This is a genomic window from Streptomyces sp. NPDC054841 (assembly GCF_053611045.1).
Genome location: NZ_JBSGZO010000049.1, coordinates 1 through 19738, shown reverse-complemented (window position 1 = coordinate 19738; position 19738 = coordinate 1). Strand labels below are relative to the sequence as shown.

The following is a 19738-nucleotide window of genomic DNA, read 5'->3' as shown; positions in this document are numbered from 1 at the left end:
GTGACTGCTGTCACTGGGGAGACCGAGGGCCGGCCGGAGACCGGTCCGGGGGAGGCACGCGAGGAGCGGGGTGAGGGGGGTCCCGGGGAGGGCGGCGGGGGGAATCCCCGGGGGACCGGCGAGGCGGCCGCGGGGACGGAGAGCGGAGCCGCCGACGGACAGTCGTCCGCTGAAGCTCGTACCTCCGGCGAGGAGTCCGTGGGCAAGTCCGCAGCCGAGTCCGCAGCTGAGTCCGCCGTCGAGGCCGGGGGTGAGTCCGCGGCACAGCGCTCGGTCGCGTCCGTAGCCGCATCCGGCCCGGCCTCCGGCTCCGCGTCCTCGGCCGCATCCGGGGGCGAGGACCGGGGCCGCGAAGGAGGCGGCGAGGGCGGCGGTGCCCCCGCCGACGGCCACTGGGACGACGGCCTCATCGCCCGCCGCGCCTTTGACCCCTCGGACCTCACCGCGGACGATGCCTCGCTCGTCGGCGCCGATCCGCACGTCCCCATCGGAGGCCCCTACGCCGCCCCGCTGCGCAACCGCCTCGACGCGCTGCGCGAGCTCGTCGGCCTGTCCCGTACCCGCCTCGACGGGAAGACGCTCGCCGAGGCGGGCCGGGTGCTCGACGAGGCGGCGGCACGTCAGCAGCTGTCGCACCGGCACACCGTCGTCGCCATCGCGGGCGCCACCGGCAGCGGCAAGTCGACGCTCTTCAACGCCCTGGCCGGTGTACCGATTTCGGAGACCGGGCTGCGCCGTCCCACCACCTCTGCGCCGATCTCCCTCAGCTGGTCCGAGGGGGCCGCCGGGCTGCTCGACCGGCTGGCCATCCCGCCGCGGCTGCGCCGCAGACCCCTCGCGGGCGGCAGCGGTGACGAAGCGCTGCAGGGCCTCGTCCTGGTGGATCTGCCCGACCACGACTCGGCGATGACCGTGCACCGGGACCAGGTGGACCGGGTCCTGGCGCTCGTCGATGCGGTCATCTGGGTCGTCGATCCCGAGAAGTACGCGGACGCCGCCCTCCACGAGCGCTATCTGCGCCCGCTCGCCGGGCACTCCGAGGTCACCTTCGTCGTCCTCAACCAGATCGACCGGCTGCCCGGCGAAGCCGCCGACCAGGTGCTCGACGATCTGCGCCGGCTCCTCGACGAGGACGGCATGGCTCTCGGCGAGCACGGCGACCCCGGCGCGACCGTCCTCGCGCTGTCGGCGCTCACCGGGGAGGGCGTCGGCGAGCTGCGCGAGCTGCTCGGGCGGTTCGTCCAGGACAGGACGGCCGCCGCCCGGCGCATCTCCGCCGACGTCGACGCGGCCGCCACACGGCTGCGCTCCGTGTACGTCGCCGACGGCAGGTCCGGGCTCGGCGAGCGGGCCCGCGAGGACTTCTCGGCCCGGCTGGCGGGCGCGGTCGGGGCGACCGCGGTCGGCGAGGAGGCCGAACGCCAGTGGCGCAGGAACGCGGGCCGCGCCTGCGGAACGCCCTGGCTGCGGCTGTGGCGCTGGTACGAGCGCGTCCGGTTGCCCGGTGGCGGGGTGCCGCAGCCTCCGGAGCCGGTGGAGGAGGAGCTCACGGCGCGGCAGCGGGTCGAGCAGGCGGTACGTGCGGTCGCGGACGACGCGGCCCACGGGCTGCCCACTCCCTGGGCGCAGGCTGTGCGCGAGGCGGCGGTGCGGGGGGCGGAGGGGCTGCCCGAGGCGCTCGACGAGCTCGCCGTCAGGCTGGGTACGCCGAGCAGCCGTCCACCGCGGCCCACGTGGTGGCCGGTGGCGGTGCTGGCGCAGGCCGCCATGACGCTGCTGCAGATCTACGGGGGGCTGTGGCTGGTCGGCCAGATCATCGGGGTGCTGGAGCCCGGGCTGGTACCGCCGGCGCTGATGATGCTCGGCGGGATCATCGGTGGCCCGCTGGTGGAGTGGGGGTGCGCGACCGCCGCGAAGGGGCCCGCCAGGCGGTACGGGCAGGATGCGGAACGGCGCCTGCGGGAGGCGGCCGCGGGCTGCGGGCGGGCGATGGTGCTCGACCCGATGGCGGCGGAGCTGCTGCGCTACCGCGAAGTGCGGGAACAGTACGCGACGGTGTCTTACAGACGCTGACGCCGAGACGTCCGGACACAGCCCGTGTATCCCTCCTGGACGCCTCCGGGAGTGCCCCGTCACCCGCGAGGGTGGCGGGGTTTTCCACACGCGCACGTGCTTCCACAGGCGGCGACGGAAATCGGCCCGCAGGCCCAGCATGAGATCGGTCGGAGCAACGGCCGGAGTGTGGAAAGCGGGAAGCGGGAGGGGATCAGTCATGAACGAGACCTTGGTGACGCTGGTGGGCAATGTCGCGACCGCCGTGGAATACCGGGAATCGGCGACCGGGGGATGGGCGCGGTTCCGGTTCGCCGTGACCTCGCGCCGCTGGGACCGGCAGCGGGAGTTGTGGGCGGATGGGCCCACCAGCTTCTACACGGTGTGGGCGTGGCGGACGCTGGGCTTGAATCTCGCGGCGTCGGTCGCCGTCGGTGAACCACTCGTGGTGCACGGCCGCTTGAAGGTGCGGCAGGAGGAGCGGGAAGGACAGCGCAGGACGTCCGTCGACATCGACGCGGTGGCCGTCGGGCACGACATGACCCGTGGCACGTCCGCGTTCCGGCGAGCGACGAGGGGAGACGTACATCTGACGGACCGTGCGCCGGATTGGCCCGGCGTACCCGGCGTACCCGGCGTACCTGGCGTGCCTGACGCGGCCGAAGCGTCCGGGCGGGCTGCGCCGAGCGACCCGGCCACCGGCTCGCCCGACCCGCCGGGCCCGGACGACCGCGCCTCCGTACCCCCCGCGGAGGTGGTCCCCACCGCCGTCCCCTGACCTGCGGTTGTGGAGATTTGTCGATACTGAACGGGGGACGCGTGAGCCGCGATAACGATTCTGATTCGGAATGGTTATCTGACGGCATGACGGGGGATCGTGTCGCACCGCGTCCCTAGGATTCCCCAGTACTCACGGGGCACTTGAGTTTGCAGGCGAGGCACTCCCCCCACGCATCCCACGCGAAACCGCCTCGCCCGGAGGGGAATTCTGTGTTTTCTGCGTTCTCTGTACGTGGGCGTGGAGCCGCCCGGCTTGCCGTGGCGGCTCTGGCGTCGGGCTTGTTCGCGGCGGGCGCCATAGCCACCGCGGGGCCGGCGGTCGCCGACGAGACCCCCCAGCACCAGGGCGGCGCGTCCGCCACCCTCGACGGCCTGACCACCTTCGACCGCGCCGTCCTGCGCGACGGTGGCCAGGAGCACGAACTGCCCGCCGGTCTGTTCGAGATGACCGTCGACGGCGGCGGCAAGCTCAAGACGTACTGCATCGACATCCACAACCCCACCCAGGAGCAGGCCAAGTACCTGGAGACCCCCTGGGACCAGACCTCGCTCGGCGCCAACAAGGACGCGGGCAGGATCCGCTGGATTCTGCAGCACTCCTACCCCCAGGTCGACGACCTCATGGGGCTCGCCGAGCGGGCCGGTACCGGGCCGCTCAGCGAGCGGACCGCCGCGGCCGGCACTCAGGTGGCGATCTGGCGCTACTCGGACGGCGCCGAGGTCGAGGCGCTCGACCCGGCGGCCGAGAAGCTCGCCGACTGGCTGGAGAAGAAGGCACAGAATGTCGAGGAGCCCCGTGCCTCGCTGAGCCTGGAACCGAACGCCGTCTCCGGGAAGGCCGGTGGCCGGCTGGGGCCGGTCACGGTCCGTACCGACGCCGACCGTGTGACGGTGACCCCGCCCGCCGACTCCGCCGCCAGCGGGGTCAAGGTGACGGACCAGGCGGGCAAGCCCGTCACGACCGCGGTCAACGGCAGCCGGCTGTACTTCGACGTACCCTCCGGGACTCCCGACGGTTCGGCCGGGCTCGGCGTGCAGGCGACCACCTCCGTGCCGGTCGGCCGGGCGTTCGCCGGGGTGACCAAGAGCCAGACCCAGATCCTCGCCGGGTCCAGCCAGTCCACGGTCTCCGCGACCGCGTCCGCCACCTGGGCCAAGAGCGGCCCGATCCCGGCGCTCTCCGCGGAGAAGAACTGCGCCAAGGGCGGCATCGACATCACCGCCACGAACAAGGGCGACGAGACGTTCACCTTCGAGCTGATGGGCTTCAAGCACTCCATAGCCGCTGGTGAGTCCCGGACCGTCACCATCCCGGTCCCCGAGGACCAGGCGTACGACTTCACGATCACCGGGCCCGGCGGGTTCTCGAAGAACTTCAAGGGTGTGCTGGACTGCAAGACCACCGGCAGCGCGGGCCCGATCATCGAGGAGCCGTCCTCGCAGCCCAGCCCGGCTTCGGCCGGCGGCACCTCGGCAGGCGTCGCCGAGAACCTCGCCGCGACCGGTGCCTCCAACGCCACCCCGGTGATCGCGGGCATCGCGATCGCTCTCGTCCTGGTCGGCGGCGCCGCCGTCCTCTTCGTACGCAAGAAGAAGGCACCCTCCACCGACGAGTGAGCGGCGAACGGTGAGCGCTGGTGACAGTGCGCAGCCGACGGCCCCGGGACCGCTTGCCGGTGCCGGGGCCGTCGGCGTCACATCGAGATGCGAGGCCGACCGGCGTTGATGACTGGGCAGTCCGGCACTTTCTCCGGGTGTTCGACCGTGCACACAGTGTGCTGACGAGGGGCGGGGGTGTCTGGCGTTCCGCCGGATCCCACACCACCGGGCCTCAACTGGCCTGCCCCGTCAGCCCCATGTGTGAAGAGGGCCGATCCCTCGTTGATAGCTTTGCTCCCCCTGCCTTCTTTGCTCAACGGGGGATCAATGAGCCAGCCTCAGTTCCAGTCGCCGCAGCACAACCCGTACAACCAGCAGCCCGGCCAACCGCCGATGCCCTCCGCGCAACCACCGATGCCCCCCGCGCAACCGCCGATGCAGCCCTGGCAGCAGCAGCCGCAGATGCAGCCCGGCCAGCCGTACCCCGCGTACCCCGCGCCCTTCGGGCAGCAGCCGAGGCGCGGCCACCCCGTCGGCGCCTTCTTCCTCGGGTTCCTCGCCTCGGTCGTCGTCTCGGTGATCTACAGCGGCATCACGGTGGCCACCTACAAGCAACAGTCGGCCGATACGGCGCAGACCCTCTACGTGCTCCACGGCCTCCTCAACGGAGCGGCGGTGGGCGCGTTGATCGGCATGGTGGGCCGCCGCAGCACCGGCGCCCAGATCAGCGGGGCCGTCATCGCCCCGCTCGGTGTCTTCTTCGGCTACACCAACTCCATTCCGCTCGTCATCGCCGACAGCCAAGGGGTCCCCGCCATCGGGGACATGATGGAGGCCGACCCCTTCATTCCGGCCAAGGCCTGGTGGGGCAGTCAGAGCGACACCGAGTGGCTCTCCCTGCTCGGTCTCGCGGTCGCCGCCGGAGCGGCCTGGGGCCTCGCCTACTTCATCGGGAAGCGTCGCTGAGGAGTTGGGCGCTCGCTGCCGCAATGCTCCCGCATTTAGGGCGTGGTGATTGGTTGCTATAGCGTGCTCACGTCAAAAGACGCACACACGCGCTCACGGGGGACTCACGTGACCTTTCCGCCGCAGCAAGGCCCTGGCCCGTACGGTCAGCCTGGCCCGTACGCACAGCAGCCGCCGCAGGGATACCCGCCCCAGCCGGGGTACGGCTACCCGCAGCAGCAGCAGCAGCAGCAACAGCCGTACCCGCCCCAGCAGCACATGCAGATGCAGCCGCCGCCTCAACAGCAGCAGTGGACTGCACCGCCGCAGCCGGCGCCGCCGTCCCGGAGCGGGGGCATAGGCATCATGAAGATCCTCAAGGGCATCGGCGTCGTAGTCGTCCTCATCGTCTGCGTGGTGGGCTACTTCGCGAGCCAGGACGATGCCGACCACGCGGAGGCCGGGGACTGCCTCAAGAACTCCGGGTCCACGGTGTCTCCTGACCTGGAGGTGGTGGATTGTGGTGGCACCGAGGCCACGTACAAGGTGGTCGAGGTGATCCCCGACACGCTGGACACCGCCAAGTGCGAGGGCAAGTCGGACGTCGGCTACCTCGAGCAGACCCGCGGTGGGCGGCGCAGCTCGGGCAAGCAGTTCGTGCTCTGCCTCGACGAGCTCAAGAAGAAGTAGCCGAGGACGCGAACGCCCCGGGCCGGAGCTGCCCGGGGCTTCTCGGTCGGGTCGGGCCCTGCGGTGTGCGTCTGGGCGGTGCGGGGTTGCCCAACGGCGACCGGCGGCGACAACCAGTGACAGATCAACTACGAGAGTGATCCGCGAACGGGCAGGTCACGGGCCCCCGGACCTACTGGTTCGCTCCCAGGGGTGGCGGTCAGGCAAGATGGGGTGTATCTGCCCACTCACTGATTGCCGGACGGTTTCTCTTGGCTGAGTACATCTACACCATGCGCAAGACGCGCAAGGCGCACGGCGACAAGGTGATCCTTGACGACGTCACGCTGAGCTTCCTGCCCGGTGCGAAGATCGGTGTGGTCGGCCCGAACGGCGCCGGTAAGTCCACTGTGCTGAAGATCATGGCTGGTCTGGAGCAGCCCTCCAACGGCGACGCCTTCCTCTCGCCCGGCTACACCGTCGGCATGCTCCTCCAGGAGCCGCCGCTCGACGAGACCAAGACCGTCCTGCAGAACGTCCAGGACGGCGCTGCCGAGATCATGGGCAAGCTCCACCGCTTCAACGAGGTCGCCGAGCTGATGGCGACCGACTACTCCGACGCGCTGATGGAGGAGATGGGCAAGCTCCAGGAGGACCTCGACCACGCCAACGCGTGGGACCTGGACACCCAGCTCGAGCAGGCCATGGACGCGCTGGGCTGCCCGCCCGGTGACTGGGCGGTCACCAACCTCTCCGGTGGTGAGCGGCGCCGCGTAGCGCTCTGCAAGCTGCTGCTGGAGGCGCCCGACCTGCTCCTCCTCGACGAGCCCACCAACCACCTGGACGCCGAGTCGGTGCAGTGGCTGGAGCAGCACCTCGCCAAGTACCCCGGCACCGTCGTCGCCGTCACCCACGACCGGTACTTCCTCGACAACGTCGCCCAGTGGATCCTGGAGCTCGACCGCGGCCGCGCCCACCCGTACGAGGGCAACTACTCCACCTACCTGGAGAACAAGGCCTCGCGTCTGAAGGTCGAGGGCCAGAAGGACGCCAAGCGCCAGAAGCGGCTCAAGGAAGAGCTGGAGTGGGTCCGCTCCAACGCCAAGGGGCGCCAGGCCAAGTCCAAGGCCCGTCTGGCCCGCTACGAGGAGATGGCGGCCGAGGCCGACAAGATGCGGAAGCTGGACTTCGAGGAGATCCAGATCCCGCCGGGCCCGCGTCTGGGCAGCGTCGTCGTCGAGGTCGAGAACCTGAACAAGGCCTTCGGCGAGAAGGTCCTCATCGACGACCTCTCCTTCACCCTGCCGCGCAACGGCATCGTCGGAATCATCGGTCCGAACGGCGCCGGCAAGACCACGCTGTTCAAGATGCTCCAGGGCATCGAGGAGCCCGACTCCGGCAAGATCAAGGTCGGCGACACCGTCAGGATCTCGTACGTCGACCAGAGCCGCGAGAACATCGACCCGAAGAAGACGCTGTGGGCCGTCGTCTCCGACGAGCTGGACTACATCAACGTCGGCCAGGTCGAGATGCCGTCGCGCGCCTATGTGTCTGCGTTCGGCTTCAAGGGGCCGGACCAGCAGAAGCCCGCCGGGGTCCTCTCCGGTGGTGAGCGCAACCGCCTCAACCTGGCGCTCACCCTCAAGCAGGGCGGCAACCTGCTGCTCCTCGACGAGCCGACCAACGACCTCGACGTCGAGACGCTGTCCTCCCTGGAGAACGCGCTGCTCGAGTTCCCCGGCTGCGCCGTGGTCGTCTCCCACGACCGCTGGTTCCTGGACCGGGTCGCCACGCACATCCTGGCGTACGAGGGCAACTCCAAGTGGTTCTGGTTCGAGGGCAACTTCGAGTCGTACGAGAAGAACAAGGTGGAGCGGCTCGGCGCGGACGCGGCCCGTCCGCACCGTGCCACGTACAAGAAGCTGACCCGGGGCTGATCTTGGCACGTCATATCTACCGCTGCCCGCTGCGCTGGTCGGACATGGATGCCTTCGGGCACGTCAACAACGTGGTCTTCCTCCGCTATCTGGAAGAGGCCCGCATCGACTTCATGTTCCGGCTGGCGCCGGGGGACGGTTCTCCGTCGTTCTCCGGAGGGTCCGTCGTGGCCCGCCACGAGATCGACTACGTACGTCCGCTGGTGCACCGGCACGAGCCGGTGATCGTCGAGTCATGGGTGACGAAGATCGGCGCGGCGTCGCTGACGATCGCGTACGAGGTGAAGGACGCCGAGGGCCCGGCTCAGGTGTATGTCCGGGCCTCGACCGTCGTCGTGCCCTATGACCTGGCGGAGGCGCGCCCGCGCCGCATCAGCGCGGAAGAGAAATCCTTCCTCCGGGAGTACCTGGACGAGGGTGCGAAGGACGCGCTCGCGGCATGACAGCGCCTGTGCAGACCCTGCGGTTGGCCGACGCGAGGGAGGCGGCGGATCTCGCCGCCTTCCTCGGCCGGCTGATCCACTACGACCGGGCCGCCGCGGTCCGGCTGCAGGCGGGCGGGGGCGCGCTCGCCGTGTTCGGCCGGCCGCCGTCGTTCGAGGTCCTCGCGATCCGTACGGCCAGGCTCGCGGAGCCCGTCGAGCTGGATGCCACCGTTTCCGCGGGCGAGCTGCTGGAATCCGTCGAGGGCTCGGCGCTGGCCGTGCCCGCCGCCGTCACCGGACCGCCGTGGGCGGGCATGCTGCCCCCTCGCGGCGGCTGGCGGGAGCTGCCGGGACTGCCCGGCGTCGGGCAGATGCGGGGTGCGGTGGCCGCAGCGGTCGCCGAATTCCGTTCCCGGGACGAGGCGTTGCCCGAGGAGCGGCGCACCCGCGCCGAGCGCGACCGGATCGGCCGCGAGATCTGGTCCCGCACGCTGGGCGATACCGACCTGCCGCTGCGGGCCGTGCACGCCGCCCAGTCCCTGGGCTTTCTGCGCCCGACGCCACAGGACGCTCCCGGCGCGGCACTGTTCGCCGCGGGCGGCTGGCTCCGGCTGCGTACGCCCTTCGGTTCGATCGCCGTACGCAAGGCCGGGCTCGGCGGGCTGACCGTCACCCCCGCGCAGCCCGTTACCCGCGCCTGACCGCGACGGTCACCGTGCCTGACCGGACGGTCGTCGTGTGCGACTGGCTGTACGCGCCCGAGGCCGTCGCGTCCGGCGCGGACGTGACATCGGAGCGTTTCACGAGTGGGTGACCGGCAGGCTCGGGCAGCCGGTCAGTCCCCGCGCGGCACCCACCGGTGGGTGAAACGGCTCGACAGCAGACCACCGGCCACGGTGGCCCCGGCGCACAACGTCACCGCCAGCCCCAGTCCGCCGATGAGCAGCGGGAGCGGGGAGTCGCCCGACGGGGACAGGAACGCGAGATTGATGCCCCCGAGCAGCCCGGCGAACAGCGTGGCCAGCACCAGCGCGCAGGCCGTCGGCACCCCCATGCCCCACCACGCGGTCCGCAGATGGAACCGCACTCCCGAGGTGTAGCCGGCCAGCGGACGCAGCTCGTCGGCCCGGTCGAGGTACGAGTGGAGCAGCCCCGCGGCGCCGGTGAGCACGAGCAGCGCGAAGCCCGGCGCGGCGATGAGGACGACCCAGTCGGCGATACGGGCGCGGGCGGCGGCGCCGATGACATACGTGTCACCGGGAACGTCGACGGAAGGGAGCGTGAGGGTTGCGTACGCGGCGCGCTCCACCCGTTCCGGGCCGTCCGGCCCAGAGGTGAGCACCACGAAGCTGCCGTCTCCTCCCGACAGTTGTGCCGAGGAGGACAGTGCCTGGACGGTGACGCTGCCGAAGCTCATCCAGCGCAGCGCCTCGGTACGCGGCGTACGTTCCCGGAACACCCGCTCGGCCGGTACGGCCGCGTCCAGTGGGCATGACCACAACGGGGAGAGTGCGGCCAGATCACCACAGGTCCCCCGAAGTACTGGAGGCGCACCGCTGGTGTCGGAGGCGACCCGCAGCACACGGTCTCCAGGAGCGAGCGCCGAACGGAAGCGGGCGCTCGCCTCCTTGTCCACGGGCGCGCTGCTGACCTGAAGCAGCCGTCCGTCCAGCCGCTCGGCGAGCACAGTGGCGTGCTGGGCCTCGGTGGTCAACTCCGTGATCATGACTTGCACTTGGGCGAGTAGTCCCATGAGTACGGCGAGAGCCGCGCACGACCGTGCGATCACCCCTGGATGGGCGGCCGCCCAGCGGCCCCCGATCAGCCTCGACGCGTCCCCGCGGTCCCGCGCGGTCAGCCGGACGGCGATCCCGGCCGCGGCCCGCCCGAGCAGAGGCGGCAGACCCGACAGTGCCAGGATCATGCCGAACGTGAAGATCCGCACGCCCAGCAGATGCCCGATCATCGCACCCCACAGAGCGAGCAGCGTGCCGATGCCGCACATGTACGCCGGCCATGCGGGCGGCTGGTCCCGCACGGGACGCGGCCGGTTGCCCTCGGCGGGGCGCGCCCGCAGATGCAGTGCCGCGAAGACGAGGCACAGCATCGCCCATGCGAGTACCAGCCCCAGGGGGAACTGCCACCGGAGTGGCGCAAGATCGTGTGCGGAGATCTCGAAGCCGGTCACGGGCAGCCTTGCGCCGGTCAGTGTCGTGATCATCAGTGGTACGCCCGCGAGTACGGCGCCGAGTGCGAGAGGGCGCAGACATTCGCCCATCGCGATCCGCGCGCGTACGGACCGTCCGGCCCCGATCGCGTGGAGGACGGCCAGCCGCCGGTCGCGCTGACGGGCGCCGAGGCGGGACGCGACGACGAGGAGGACCACCGCAGGGAGGCCGAGCAGGGGAGACATCAACCAGTACAGATCGCCCTCTGCCCGGTCGAAGGACTGGCTGAGGAATTCGGACGCCTCGGGGGCAGGCGTGCCGTAGCCGATGATGTTCGCAAAACCCTCGGGTCCGGCCGAGGCCGTGGCACCTGTCGGCAGCCGACGGTACACGAGGAACTCACCTGGCTCGGCCAGTCCGTTCGCGGTGATGGGCCCGGCGAGTCTGCCGTAGCGGGTGGCCGCTGCCGGCATGGCCTTCAGCAGCGCGGGCGACACGAACGACTCGCCCGGCTCGGGCCAGCGCGGCAACCCCGGCGGAAGGGGGGCGGATGTTCCGAGAGGCTCGATGGTCACGACGGAGAAGCCCTTGGCCCCCAGGGCGTCGCCACTGTTCCACCACCGTGCGGTAGGACGTTCGGCCGGGTTGGCTATGGCACGCTCCGGGTGCCGGGCAGATGTACGTGCGTCGCGCCCGTCGTATGCGGCGTGTGTGGCTTGCAGTCCCCACACCAGCAGGGCAGCACCCATCGCGGCGAGCACCAGGCACAGTGCCTGGAGCATGTGGCGCGGGTCCTGACGTCCCGACGACGCGCTGCGCCCGATCGCGAGCAGCTGGGCCGTCGCGCCGCGCCGGGTGCCCCTCATGGCTGCACCGTCGTGGTCTCGTGCAACTGGGCGTTCCGGAGGGTGAGCCGGCGATCGGCGTAGTAGGCGACGACCGGATTGTGGGTGACGACGACCAATGTGCAGCCGTACTGGGCAGGCAGCCGGAACAGCAGCTCGCAGACGTCGTCCGTGGCATGTTCGTCGAGGGCGCCGGTCGGTTCGTCCGCGAGGATCAGCGGCGGGCGGGTGGACAGGGCCCTGGCCACCGCGACCCGCTGGCGCTCGCCGCCGGAGAGCACGCTCGCGGGCGATTCGGCGACCTCGCCGACGCCCAGTTCGCCGAGCAGCTGCTCGGCCGCGGCGTACGACTCCCGTCGCCCCTTGCCCGAGATCAGCAGCGGGAGTGCCGCGTTCTCGACAGCGCTCAACTCCGGGAGCAACTCGCCGAACTGGTAGACGAAGCCGATCGTGCGGAGCCGCCACGCCGCGGCCTTCGCGGGCCGCAGCGTGGCGATGTCCGTACCGCACATCCTGATGGTCCCGGCCTGCGGGCGATGGAGCCCGGCGAGGCAGGAGAGCAGGGTGGACTTACCGCTGCCACTGGGGCCCATGATGACGACGGATTCGCCGGATTCGGCGGAAAGTCGCGCATCGCGCAGCAGTGTGCGGCCGCCGAGGGTGCAGGTGAGACCCTGGACCTCCAGGACGGGGGCGGTCATCGCTCCGGGTGGCGCTTCCAGTCGGAGCAGGCGTCCGGGAAGGCCGGGATGTTCTCGCACGCCTGTATCCGGAACACCGGGTAGGTGCCGTTCGTGGAGCTCTTGCAGAACCCGTCCTTCTCCTCGACGCGCACCACGGTGTTCGGGCTGGTGCGCTGGAAGTTCGCGTAGACGTTGAACCCGTCGACTTCCCGGTCGCAGGCTCCCGCCGCCTTGTGGTTGTACGTGATGAAGCCGAAGTCGTCGCCCTGGTGGACGTAGAAGTTGTCGCCGTAGGCGAGGTTCGTCCCCAGCAAAGCCGTGGTCACACCGATCAGCACCGCACCCGCACGCATGGTTCTCCGACGCACGTCGAGCCTCCGCAGGAAGAGGGCACCCGCCGGATGCGGATGCCCGTTCGATGTGTTGCGGCTGTGAACTTATGGGGTGCGTGCGGTGATCGGATACGACGACAGGCTGAGACGTCCTGAAGTCGCCGCGCAGTGTCCTGAAGTGAGCGCGTGGTGACCCTGAGTGCGGGTGGGTGTGGCAGGCGCGGTCAGCCCGCGGTGTTCACCATCGAGGCTGCCGCGTATGTGAGGTAGTTCCAGAGCTGCCGCTCGTGCTCCTCCGAGAGCCCGAGCTCGTCGACCGCGGCCCTCATGTGCTTCAGCCAGGCGTCGTGCGCGGCCTTGTCGACGGTGAACGGCGCATGCCGCATCCGCAGCCGGGGGTGGCCGCGATGGTCGCTGTACGTGCGGGGGCCGCCCCAGTACTGCATCAGGAAGAGCACGAGCCGCTCCTCGGCCGGGCCCAGATCCTCCTCGGGGTACATCGGACGCAGCAGCGGGTCCTCGGCGACGCCCTCGTAGAAACGCCGCACCAGACGGCGGAAGGTCTCCTCGCCGCCGACCTGCTCGTAGAAGGTCTGCTCCTGAAGTGTGCCCCGTGGAATCTCGTTCACCGGTACATGGTCTCAGACGGACCGGCCGAGGACCCGGGCCCTAGGACCTGTCTTCCCCGAAGTGCTCGCCTCCCGCGCGGGCACACAGGAAAGTGGGTATATGGGTGCACACCGGGACGCGCAAACGGCTCACGAGCCGCCTGACGCGCACGATCCGCATGCCGCTGCCGCCGCCGAGGTGCGGCGGGCGCTGGTGCGGCGGATCGCCGCGACCGGTGCGCTCGACGATCCGGCCTGGCGGGCGGCCTTCGAGGACGTGCCCCGGCATCTGTTCGTGCCGTACTACTACGTGTCCACCTTCGCCGGGTACGAGCGGCTGTGGTCCGGCGACACCGCCCCCGACCGGCGCGAGCGCTGGCTGCGGGGCGCGTACTCCGACGGGCCGCTCGCCACGCGGGTGCGCGACGGCGAACTCGTCTCGTCCAGCAGCCAGCCGTCCCTCATGGCCCGGATGCTGGACGTGCTGGAGATACGGGACGGGCACAGCGTTCTGGAGATCGGTGCCGGCACCGGCTACAACGCGGCCCTGCTGTGCCACCGGCTCGGGGACTCGCTCGTGACGACCGTCGATCTCGACCCGGAGATCACCGAGTCCGCGCGGAGCCACCTCGCGGCGGCCGGGTACCACCCCGCTGTGATCACCGGCGACGGGGCGTGCGGCTGCCCGGGCCGAGCGCCTTTCGACCGGATCATCGCGACCTGCACCTTGTCGTCCGTGCCGTCGGCCTGGCCGGCGCAGTGCAGCCCGGGCGCCCTGATCCTCGCCCCGCTCGCGACCGGGCTCATCCTGCTGAGGGTGCGTGACGCGGACCACGCGGAGGGGCATTTCCTGCACACCGCCGCGTACTTCGTCCCGTTGCGCGGCGGAGCGCCCGTACGCGCACGCATCCCGCATCTCGGCGGGCTGCCGCGCCGGGCGGTCGAGAGCGAACTGTTCCGGTTCCTGCTCAGCCTGACCGAGGGCAGCCTCGATCCGCACGAAGCGCTCTCGCTCTGGCAGCGCGAGCAGCAGCCGGAGCGGGAGCGCTTCGGTGTCACGGTCAGCGGGGGCCGTCAGTGGGCATGGCTGGACGACGCCGAAGGGCCGTACGCCTGGCCCCTGGACGCTCCCGGCCCCACCGACTGGTGAGGGTGAGCCCTGCCGGGCCACCCTCACCGGATCAGCTCCCGGTCAGCTCCGGATCAGTCCCGCCGGATCAGCCCCGGCGGATGGTGATCGTCGTCCAGGCCCCCACGTGGACCCGGTCGCCGTCCTTCAGCGGGACGGGAACATAGGGCTGGATCGGGTCCTCGGCGCCGTTGACCGTCGTGCCGTTCGTGGAGTTCTGGTCGACCACGGCCCAGGTGCCGTCGGGCTGCTGGACCAGGACCGCGTGCTGGTGCGAGACGCCCGGGTCCTCCGGCGGGACCGACAGATCGATGTCGGGCGACTCGCCGGTGGAGTGCCGGCGGCGGCCGATGGTGATCTGGTTGCCGGAGAGCGGAAGTTGCTGCTCCGGGGAGTACGCGGGCAGATTCAGCCCCGTCGCCTCGGGACCGCTGCGCTGCATCATCGCCATGAAGTACTCACGGTCGGGCGCGATGAGCGCCGTCCATCCCGCAGGAGTCTGCTGCTGCGGCATGTGCTGCTGCGGCGCCGGCGGCTGTGGTGCCTGTGGCTGCGAGGGCGGCGGCAGCATCCAGTCGTCCCCGCCGCCCTGCGGCTGCGGGGGCTGAGGCTGCTGCGGCGGAGCCGGGACGGCCTGCGGGAATCCGGGCTGGACGGGCGGCGCGGCCGGACCCGACTGGTGGAATGCCTGCGGCGGCGCGGGCGGACCGGGCTGGGTGAACTCGGGCTGTCCCGGCTGGCGCGGGAAGTCCGGCGGCGCGGGCGGACCCGGCTGCGGGAACCCGGGAGGAGCCTGAGGCCCCGGCTGCGGGAACCCGGGAGGAGCCTGAGGCCCCGGCTGCGGGGGCCGCGGGCCCGCCGGTTCGCCGGACAAGGGCTCGGCGGGCCGGTTCATCTGTGAGGGCCTCGAGCCCTGGTACTCGTACGGGTCCGGGGGGCGCGGCGGCTGCTGCTGGGCCTGGAAGCCGGGCGGCAGATTCAGACCGGGCACCTGACTGCCGGGACCACCGGGACCGCCAGGACCGCCGGGACCGCCAGGACCGCCGGGGGGCCGGCCGGGCGGAGCCACGGGCGTGTACGACGTCGCCGTGTTCGTGAGGAAGTTCCAGCGGCACTCCTCGCAGAACGGCGCCATCGCCTCGCGCGGCGTGCGGCACTGCGGGCACAGCTCCGCCTGGGCCGTGGCGTCGGGGCCACCGGGGCCCGGGTATCCGTATCCCGGCATGGGCGGCGAGGGAGCCGGCGGCGGGGGAGGAGGAGGCGGCGGGACCGCGCCCGCAGGAGCCCCCGCCCCAGCCATGCGATGGCCGCAGACCTCGCACCAGTCGTCGGAACCCGACTGGTGTCCGTTCGGGCAGGTGGGCATGTCGGCGCTTCCCCCTCTCCTTCGTCCGGCCGGTGAGCCGGACACGTATTACTTGTTGGTGCTTCTCGTCACTTATCGACTTACTTCTTGACGCGAACTGTCTTGGTGGAGCGCGTTTCGAGGGTCATCTCGTCCGCCTCCGCGACCTTCGCCTTCAGTCGCACAGTACCCGTCGCCGCGTCGACGACGTCCACCACCTTCGCAAGCAGTTTCGCAGTGTCCTCGTTCCCCGAAGCGGCCGCCAGCTGCACGGCGCGGCCGAGTTTCGCGGTCGCCCCGTCGAAGTCTCCCGACTTGCGTGCATCCAGCCCCTGTTGGATGACTTGTGCCAGTTCGGCCTGTCCTGTGTAGTGCGCGACCTGCGGGTTGATCGATGTGGAGGCTGCCATGTCGTCCGTCCACACCGCCCGGACCAGACCCTGCGACAGGGTCTGCGGGGCACTGCCCGCCGGGTCGGGGAGGATCAGCGAGACCCGGGCCGCCAGCATCTCCCGGCCGATGCCCGCGTGCGGCACCTGTACGCAGACGTGATAGTCGCGGGACTCGTCGCCCCACGAGCCGGTCGGGTAGTCCCCGGCGCGTGGGCCCGCCTCCGTACGCCGGCCGGTCAGCTCCTCGACCGTCGGCGCCACCTGCTTCACGAACTTGATCTCCGCGCCGACGGGCGTCCACAGCCGCAGTGCCACATCCGCGACCTCCTTGCCCATCGCGTTCTCCATCATCCGCGTGAAGTCCGCGGCGAGGGCGGCCGGATCGGCGACGATGTCGGCGGTGCCCAGCAGCGCCGAGGCGATGCCGGTGACCTCCTTGACCTCCCAGTCGGTGCCCACACCACGGGCGTCACAGGTGAACCGGCCCGCGCACGCGTCCAGGGCGGCCCGTAGGTCCTCCGGCGTCTCGTGCTCGTTGCGGCCGTCGGTGAGCAGAATGCCGTGCCGAATGGCGACATCGGCCGAGTTCAGCAGCCGGTCCGCCAGTCGCAGCCAGGTGCCGATCGCGGTGCCGCCGCCCGCGCTCAGTCTGCGCAGCGACTCCTTGGCCTGTGCCCGGGTCGACGCATCGGCGGTGGCGAGCCGGCCGCCGCCCGGGTAGACCTCCGCCGCCACATGCGTACCTGCGACCACCGCGAAGGCCGTGCCGTCGCGCAGAGTGTCGATGGCCGCGGCGGTGGCATCGCGCGCGTTGCGCATCTTCGTCGGCGGATAGTCCATCGAGCCCGAACAGTCGACCATGATCACCACGGCGGCGTCCGTCCGCTGCCCCGGTACGGACGAAGGGGATGCGGAGGTCACGGACAGCGGGACGCCACGGCTCGTGCCGCCGCCGGTGGAGGTGACCGTGACGATCGCGTTCACTTCGCGCCCGCCCTCGGGCAGGAACTCGTTCTGGTACACCTCGACGGAGAACTGCGGCACGGTCGACTTCGAGAAGTTAGCCATCTGATCTGGCTCCTTGAGGCTCCACGTAACAGACAGAAATGACAAAGGGGGTGCCGGACGGGCGAAGGGGGCTCAAGCCTTGTTCAGGCCGATCCTGCCCCTTGCTGCGGTACGGCGAACGGGAGCAAGGCCACCGTTACGTTGTCGTGGCCGCCGCCGTCCAGCGCGTGTCCGACCAGCACCTGCGCCCCGTGCAGCGGGCGGGCCGCCGCATCGGGCGGCAGGACCTGCGCCATCTCCTGCGCGGCCTCCGCGTAGTTCCACAGGCCGTCCGTGCAGACCACGACCACACCGGGGCGGTCCGGCTTGAACGACGCGGTGTGCGGCTCCAGCTCGTACGCGTCGGCGCCGAGCCAGCCGGTGATGGCGTGGGCGCGCTCGTCCGCGTAGGCCTCGGCCTCGCTCATCAGACCCGCCGCGACCATCTGCGCCGCCCATGAGTCGTCCTCGGTGAGCCGCGCGGGCGGGCCGCTGCGGTCGTCGGGCACCCAGTAGGCCCGGCTGTCCCCGACCCAGCCCACCACCAGCAGACCCGCGGCCACGACCGCGCCCACGAGGGTGCACGCCGGCGAATTCTGATGGCGGTGCGGATCGTGCTCCATGGCCTGACCCGGCTCGGCCGCCAGCGAGTTGACCGCGGAGGCGGCCGTGAGGATCGCCTCGTGCATCGCCTGCTGCGGATGCGTGCCGCGCGGCAGTGACTCCAGCAGCGACTCGTTGGCCGAACTCGCGGCGGCGGCGGAGGCGTCGTCGGGGCGGGTCGCCGACGACACGCCGTCGCAGACGATCGCGATGACGGCCGGGGAACCGTCGGGCAGTGCCGTCGACGACACCGCGAACGAGTCCTCGTTGCGATGATGGCGCAGACCCCGGTCGCTCACCGCGGCGACCGCGCCCAGCTCCTGCTCCATGTGGTCGCGCTCGCGAGGCTGGGCATGGCCGCAGTTCTCGCAGTAGCCGTCGGTGTCCACATGGCCCGCGCGGCAGGCCACACAGAGCTTGGTGCCGGCCGGGGGCGTGGGCGTGTGCTCCGCGGCGGGTGCGGCGGGTGCGGCCGGTGCGGCGGGTGAGGCGGGTACGGCGGCGCGAGGGTCGGGCGCGGCCAGCTCGAAGTCGCCGGAGCCGGAGGTGGTCGCGCCTGCAGCTCCCGGCGTGGCGCCCGGGCCGCCCGCAGCGCGGGCGTCGAAGCGGACCGCGGGCTCGGGCAGTTGGCGGCCGTCCTGGTCCGTGCCCGGCAGCTCACCGGGCCGGTGCACCGGCCCGGGCATGCCGGAGCCGGAGCCGGACCCGGACCCGGCGTCGGCGTCGGCGTCGGCCGTCCCGGCGGCATGGGAACGGCCGGCGGGGGAGCCGATCGCGATCGTGGGGTGGTCCTGCGGCGGCTCGGGTACGACCGAGAGGTCGTACCCGCACGCGCCGCAGAACAGGTCGCCGGACTCCAGCGGCTCCTCGCAGCCGGGACACGTCGACCAAGCAGCCTGCTGGGGCATCTGTGGCGTCACTTTCTTTCACCTCGCCTTGACGTGCTGGGCGCGCCTCGGTCCTTCGTCCGGGGGACCGGGGGTCGGCCCCCGGGGCAGCACAGCATCACACCCACGTCCGGGGGCGGAACCGGTTGGCCCGTTCCACCAGTTCGATGCGCTCCTCGCCGTGCCGGGAGAGCCGGGCGAGCACCCGGAACGAACGCTCAAGACCGAAGCGCAGGCCGCGCTCGTCCAGTTCACTGCCGAGCAGGGCCGTGCTCGCCGGTCGTGCTCCGGGACTGCCGGACAGCACCCAGTCCAGTGCCGTACCCAGGACTTCCGTGGACAGCCGCTCGCGGCGCACGGCGTCCAGGCCGAGCCCGTCCAACGCGGTGACCTGGTCGGCGGCGGCCGTCAGATCGTCGATCAGCGGTTCGTTCGCCGCGCGGTGGCGCAGCCGCGCACGGACCGCCGCGACGCGTGCGGCCGTGTAGTGGATCGAGGCCTCGGGCACGGATTCCAGCGTACCGACGGCTCCGACGCGGTCGCCGGCGGCGAGCTGTACCCGGGCCAGGCCGAACGCGGCGCTCACATAGCTGGGATCCGTCGCCCACACCAGGCGGTAGTACTCCGCGGCGTTGTCCAACTGGCCCAGCACCTCGGCGCAGACGCCGAGCGCGAGCTTGGGCGCGGCCTCGCCGGGGAAGGCGTCGTAGATCGCGTCGAAGGACAGCGCGGCCGTCTCGTCGTCGCCGGTCGCGAGCGCGGCGATGCCGCGGTACCAGACGACCCGCCAGTCATCGGCGTGCCGGGACTCCAGATCGGCCAGCGAGGTCGTCGCGGACATGAGCTCGCCCATTTCCAGCCGCGCGCGCAGTTCGCGCAGGCGCAGTTCCACGGAGCTCGCGGGGGCGCTGTGCAGCGCGGCGATCAGCTCCGCGGGCGCGGCGGCCAATAGTCCCGCGAGGAAGCCCGCGTTCGGATCGTTCGGGTCGACCCGGGGCACGGGCAGCGCGAGCGCGGTCGCCCGCGCGTCGAGCGCGGCGAGACGCGGCTCCCCGGCGAGCGGCGGCTGCGCCACCGGCACTTCGGTGCGGGGCGCGGGGAGTGCGGCCTGCGTCTGCGCGTACGCGAACCCCTGGCTTCCGGCGCCCGGGGTGCCCGACGCCCCGGCCCCGCCATGGGGATACGCGCCTGGTCCGGTGGCGAGTTGCCCGCCACCGGGCGTGCCGGGCGTGGCCGGCACGCCGGGTGCCGGGACCGCCGCGCCGCCGCGGCGGCCAAAGCCCCGCGCCGGG

At 71.5% G+C, this 19738-nt stretch carries 18 protein-coding genes; 9 read left to right on the top strand and 9 right to left on the bottom strand.

Annotation, left to right across the window (positions count from 1 at the left end; translation table 11 throughout):
- From ACWGI8_RS10255 to ACWGI8_RS10240, 4 genes are all read left to right on the top strand, one after another.
- Entirely contained in the window at positions 1–2073 is a 2073-nt protein-coding gene (locus tag ACWGI8_RS10255) for a GTPase (RefSeq protein WP_453659693.1), read from the top strand.
- Positions 2074–2272: 199 nt separating this feature from the next.
- Positions 2273–2830, top strand: a complete 558-nt coding sequence (locus ACWGI8_RS10250; protein WP_453659692.1) for a single-stranded DNA-binding protein — start codon at positions 2273–2275, stop codon at positions 2828–2830.
- A 212-nt stretch (positions 2831–3042) separates the two neighbouring features.
- On the top strand, positions 3043–4449 hold the full coding sequence (locus ACWGI8_RS10245; protein WP_453659691.1) for a Cys-Gln thioester bond-forming surface protein: 1407 nt from the start codon (positions 3043–3045) through the stop codon (positions 4447–4449).
- A 309-nt stretch (positions 4450–4758) separates the two neighbouring features.
- A complete protein-coding gene (locus ACWGI8_RS10240) occupies positions 4759–5397 on the top strand; it encodes a hypothetical protein (protein ID WP_453659690.1) in 639 nt (212 codons plus the stop codon).
- A gap of 93 nt (positions 5398–5490) precedes the next feature.
- On the opposite strand, the gene ACWGI8_RS10235 is transcribed toward ACWGI8_RS10240, so the two are convergent.
- Positions 5491–5679, bottom strand: coding sequence for a hypothetical protein (locus ACWGI8_RS10235; RefSeq protein ID WP_453659689.1), 189 nt, complete (start codon positions 5677–5679; stop codon positions 5491–5493).
- A gap of 63 nt (positions 5680–5742) precedes the next feature.
- On the opposite strand from ACWGI8_RS10235, the gene ACWGI8_RS10230 reads away from it, so the two are divergent.
- The 4 genes from ACWGI8_RS10230 (at position 5743) to ACWGI8_RS10215 (ending at position 9108) form a co-directional block, all read left to right on the top strand.
- Positions 5743–6066 (top strand): LppU/SCO3897 family protein, encoded by a 324-nt coding sequence (locus ACWGI8_RS10230; RefSeq protein ID WP_453659688.1) that lies wholly within the window; start codon positions 5743–5745, stop codon positions 6064–6066.
- Positions 6067–6317: 251 nt separating this feature from the next.
- Positions 6318–7982 carry an energy-dependent translational throttle protein EttA gene (gene ettA, locus ACWGI8_RS10225; RefSeq protein ID WP_453659687.1) on the top strand — a complete coding sequence of 555 codons (1665 nt, stop codon included), beginning with the start codon at positions 6318–6320 and terminating at the stop codon, positions 7980–7982.
- 2 nt (positions 7983–7984) lie between these two features.
- Complete coding sequence (locus tag ACWGI8_RS10220) at positions 7985–8425, top strand: acyl-CoA thioesterase (RefSeq protein ID WP_453659686.1); 441 nt, start codon at positions 7985–7987, stop codon at positions 8423–8425.
- A complete protein-coding gene (locus ACWGI8_RS10215) occupies positions 8422–9108 on the top strand; it encodes a hypothetical protein (RefSeq protein ID WP_453659685.1) in 687 nt (228 codons plus the stop codon). The genes ACWGI8_RS10220 and ACWGI8_RS10215 overlap by 4 nt, the downstream gene beginning before the upstream one ends.
- A gap of 134 nt (positions 9109–9242) precedes the next feature.
- On the opposite strand, the gene ACWGI8_RS10210 is transcribed toward ACWGI8_RS10215, so the two are convergent.
- The 4 genes from ACWGI8_RS10210 to ACWGI8_RS10195 all read right to left on the bottom strand — a co-directional run bounded on the left by ACWGI8_RS10210 (position 9243) and on the right by ACWGI8_RS10195 (position 13064).
- Positions 9243–11441 carry a hypothetical protein gene (locus tag ACWGI8_RS10210; RefSeq protein ID WP_453659684.1) on the bottom strand — a complete coding sequence of 733 codons (2199 nt, stop codon included), beginning with the start codon at positions 11439–11441 and terminating at the stop codon, positions 9243–9245.
- Positions 11438–12121 (bottom strand): ABC transporter ATP-binding protein, encoded by a 684-nt coding sequence (locus ACWGI8_RS10205; RefSeq protein ID WP_453659683.1) that lies wholly within the window; start codon positions 12119–12121, stop codon positions 11438–11440. The genes ACWGI8_RS10210 and ACWGI8_RS10205 overlap by 4 nt, the downstream gene beginning before the upstream one ends.
- Positions 12118–12471, bottom strand: a complete 354-nt coding sequence (locus ACWGI8_RS10200) for a hypothetical protein (protein WP_453659682.1) — start codon at positions 12469–12471, stop codon at positions 12118–12120. The genes ACWGI8_RS10205 and ACWGI8_RS10200 overlap by 4 nt, the downstream gene beginning before the upstream one ends.
- A gap of 188 nt (positions 12472–12659) precedes the next feature.
- Complete coding sequence (locus ACWGI8_RS10195) at positions 12660–13064, bottom strand: globin (RefSeq protein WP_453659681.1); 405 nt, start codon at positions 13062–13064, stop codon at positions 12660–12662.
- Between the two features lie 100 nt (positions 13065–13164).
- Here ACWGI8_RS10195 and ACWGI8_RS10190 point away from each other — a divergent pair, with 100 nt between their 5' ends.
- Entirely contained in the window at positions 13165–14193 is a 1029-nt protein-coding gene (locus ACWGI8_RS10190; RefSeq protein ID WP_453659680.1) for a methyltransferase domain-containing protein, read from the top strand.
- A gap of 67 nt (positions 14194–14260) precedes the next feature.
- On the opposite strand, the gene ACWGI8_RS10185 is transcribed toward ACWGI8_RS10190, so the two are convergent.
- From ACWGI8_RS10185 to ACWGI8_RS10170, 4 genes are all read right to left on the bottom strand, one after another.
- The gene (locus tag ACWGI8_RS10185; RefSeq protein WP_453659679.1) at positions 14261–15538 is read right to left on the bottom strand and encodes an FHA domain-containing protein; all 1278 of its coding nucleotides are present in this window, start codon (positions 15536–15538) and stop codon (positions 14261–14263) included.
- Positions 15539–15618: 80 nt separating this feature from the next.
- Complete coding sequence (locus tag ACWGI8_RS10180) at positions 15619–16977, bottom strand: vWA domain-containing protein (RefSeq protein ID WP_453659678.1); 1359 nt, start codon at positions 16975–16977, stop codon at positions 15619–15621.
- Positions 16978–17060: 83 nt separating this feature from the next.
- A complete protein-coding gene (locus ACWGI8_RS10175) occupies positions 17061–18467 on the bottom strand; it encodes a protein phosphatase 2C domain-containing protein (RefSeq protein WP_453659701.1) in 1407 nt (468 codons plus the stop codon).
- A gap of 97 nt (positions 18468–18564) precedes the next feature.
- A partial coding sequence (locus tag ACWGI8_RS10170; RefSeq protein WP_453659677.1) for a tetratricopeptide repeat protein occupies positions 18565–19738 on the bottom strand: 1174 nt, incomplete at its 5' end.

Coding starts and splice junctions, on each gene's coding strand:
- ACWGI8_RS10210 (WP_453659684.1), bottom strand. CDS start 11,441: ATGAGGGGCACCCGGCGCGGCGCGACGGCCCAGCTGCTCGCGATCGGG.
- ACWGI8_RS10215 (WP_453659685.1), top strand. CDS start 8,422: ATGACAGCGCCTGTGCAGACCCTGCGGTTGGCCGACGCGAGGGAGGCG.
- ACWGI8_RS10240 (WP_453659690.1), top strand. CDS start 4,759: ATGAGCCAGCCTCAGTTCCAGTCGCCGCAGCACAACCCGTACAACCAG.
- ACWGI8_RS10180 (WP_453659678.1), bottom strand. CDS start 16,977: ATGGCTAACTTCTCGAAGTCGACCGTGCCGCAGTTCTCCGTCGAGGTG.
- ACWGI8_RS10205 (WP_453659683.1), bottom strand. CDS start 12,121: ATGACCGCCCCCGTCCTGGAGGTCCAGGGTCTCACCTGCACCCTCGGC.
- ACWGI8_RS10175 (WP_453659701.1), bottom strand. CDS start 18,467: ATGCCCCAGCAGGCTGCTTGGTCGACGTGTCCCGGCTGCGAGGAGCCG.
- ACWGI8_RS10185 (WP_453659679.1), bottom strand. CDS start 15,538: ATGCCCACCTGCCCGAACGGACACCAGTCGGGTTCCGACGACTGGTGC.
- ACWGI8_RS10230 (WP_453659688.1), top strand. CDS start 5,743: ATGAAGATCCTCAAGGGCATCGGCGTCGTAGTCGTCCTCATCGTCTGC.
- ACWGI8_RS10190 (WP_453659680.1), top strand. CDS start 13,165: ATGGGTGCACACCGGGACGCGCAAACGGCTCACGAGCCGCCTGACGCG.
- ACWGI8_RS10250 (WP_453659692.1), top strand. CDS start 2,273: ATGAACGAGACCTTGGTGACGCTGGTGGGCAATGTCGCGACCGCCGTG.